General features: G+C 41.6%; 2 protein-coding genes. One reads left to right on the forward strand and one right to left on the reverse strand.

Annotated features, from left to right (window positions below; all coding sequences use genetic code 11):
• Nucleotides 1-782 precede the first annotated feature (782 nt).
• Nucleotides 783-1,328 (forward strand): carbonate dehydratase, encoded by a 546-nt coding sequence (locus tag AB7U21_RS01245; RefSeq protein WP_333787670.1) that lies wholly within the window; start codon nucleotides 783-785, stop codon nucleotides 1,326-1,328.
• A 59-nt stretch (nucleotides 1,329-1,387) separates the two neighbouring features.
• Here the strand turns inward: AB7U21_RS01245 and AB7U21_RS01250 are convergent.
• The coding region (locus AB7U21_RS01250; RefSeq protein WP_428386542.1) for a winged helix-turn-helix domain-containing protein at nucleotides 1,388-1,675 on the reverse strand (288 nt) is incomplete at its 5' end.

A 1,675-nucleotide genomic window follows, 5' to 3' on the forward strand; every position in this document is an offset into this window, starting at 1 on the left:
GGCGCTACGTCTTCATAGCCAGCTTTTGTGCCAATGTTCACACAAGCATGCAGCCGGCAATTCGCTCCCACCCGTGTGGCGGTGTTAACAACTATAGTGCCCCTGTGGGCAATGCTCAATCCCGGACCAAAAACATTCAAAGGTATGGTAAATCCCAGTTTAGTGCTCAATGAGTAATATTTCCTTTTTAAAAGCAGAAGATAGGGCTTCCAAATGAGTGATCTTTTACAATTCTGATAGTATTCGACTTTCCTTAATAGACGTTCAAACATCCATATATGATCATAGTCAAAATATTTAGGTTTTTTACCTTTTCTTGACAAGGCGATTCTGTCTGCCTCCAGATAATATTTGTAGTCATCCTTAGATCTGATCATTGCTATCACCGTTTTTGGATTACAGTTAAGGGATATTTGTTTGAAACATCTGATGTGAATTTCAACATTATGTTAATACCGGACTCTGGATTTGTCCGCCTTTAAATATAAATATATCCATCTTAAATTATCATTCTACTTGAATAGTGCACCTGCATGCGATCCTTACTTTCTGTGCGATCCTGGTCTGTAACCTCTATTGTTGTGCTATTGTAAAAGTGAGAAGTGCAATTTCTAAGGGGGAAGCTGTGTGCTCTTAGGTACATACCAGTTCCATTATGGAGGCTTGAAAAACTTCGGAGCAACAGGTTTAAATAAGTTCTCATAAATTCTCATATTATATCGCTGTAGGCACATTACAGGTGCTTCAGGTATTTACGGTCCCTAAAGAAGAGAGGTGATGATATGCAATTGGAAAACCCACAGAAACAACGACCAAAGATAAGTAAAAAAGCATGGATCTCTGAAACCGCCATCATCATTGGAAATGTCCATATCGGTGACAATGTATTTGTGGCGCACAATGCTATCATCAGGGCAGATGAACCTGGTTCTTCGATAGTTATCAGCGATGGTTGTAATGTGCAGGATAATGTGATCATCCATGCTCTGTCACATTCTCAGGTTCTCATCGATCCTGAAACATCCCTGGCCCATGGATGCATAGTACACGGTCCTTGCAAGATCGGAACGAGATGTTTCATTGGATTCGGTTCAGTGGTCTTTGACTGCACTATCGGAGATGATACTCTGGTAATGCATAATGCCACGGTGCGCAAGATCATCGTCCCGGATGGAAAAGTGATACCAGACGGTATGGCCATTAACAGGCAGGATGCTGTGGAAGGCCTGGATGATGTTACGCCTGACCTGACAGAGTTTAAGGGGTCAGTTGTCAGGGCCAACATCGACCTGGTGCAGGGTTACCAGGCACTTGAAATGGAAGTATAAAGTAAACGATCAAGAAAGCTTGCGAACCTCTTTTAAGATAAGAGGAAGGAGAATATAGGTCAGATATATTTTCCTTCCATTTTATCCATTACGGTTTTCCCCTTATCCGTAAGCATATACTTTTTCCATGTGGTTTTTGTGGGGGTAAGGCATTCTATTAGTCCCATGTCTTCCAGTTCTTTCAAAGCGCGGCTGATATTTTGGGTAGACCTGTTGTTCTCATGTGCAATATCAGAAGCATTGGCAACTTTATGCTTATTCATATATTCCATGAGTATAAGTCGCCTGTCCACACTAATTATCCATTTGAGCAGTTCATCCATCGTAATCTCTGTCATGGTCTTCCC

Source organism: Methanomethylovorans sp. (genome assembly GCF_050177135.1).
GTDB lineage: Archaea > Halobacteriota > Methanosarcinia > Methanosarcinales > Methanosarcinaceae > Methanomethylovorans.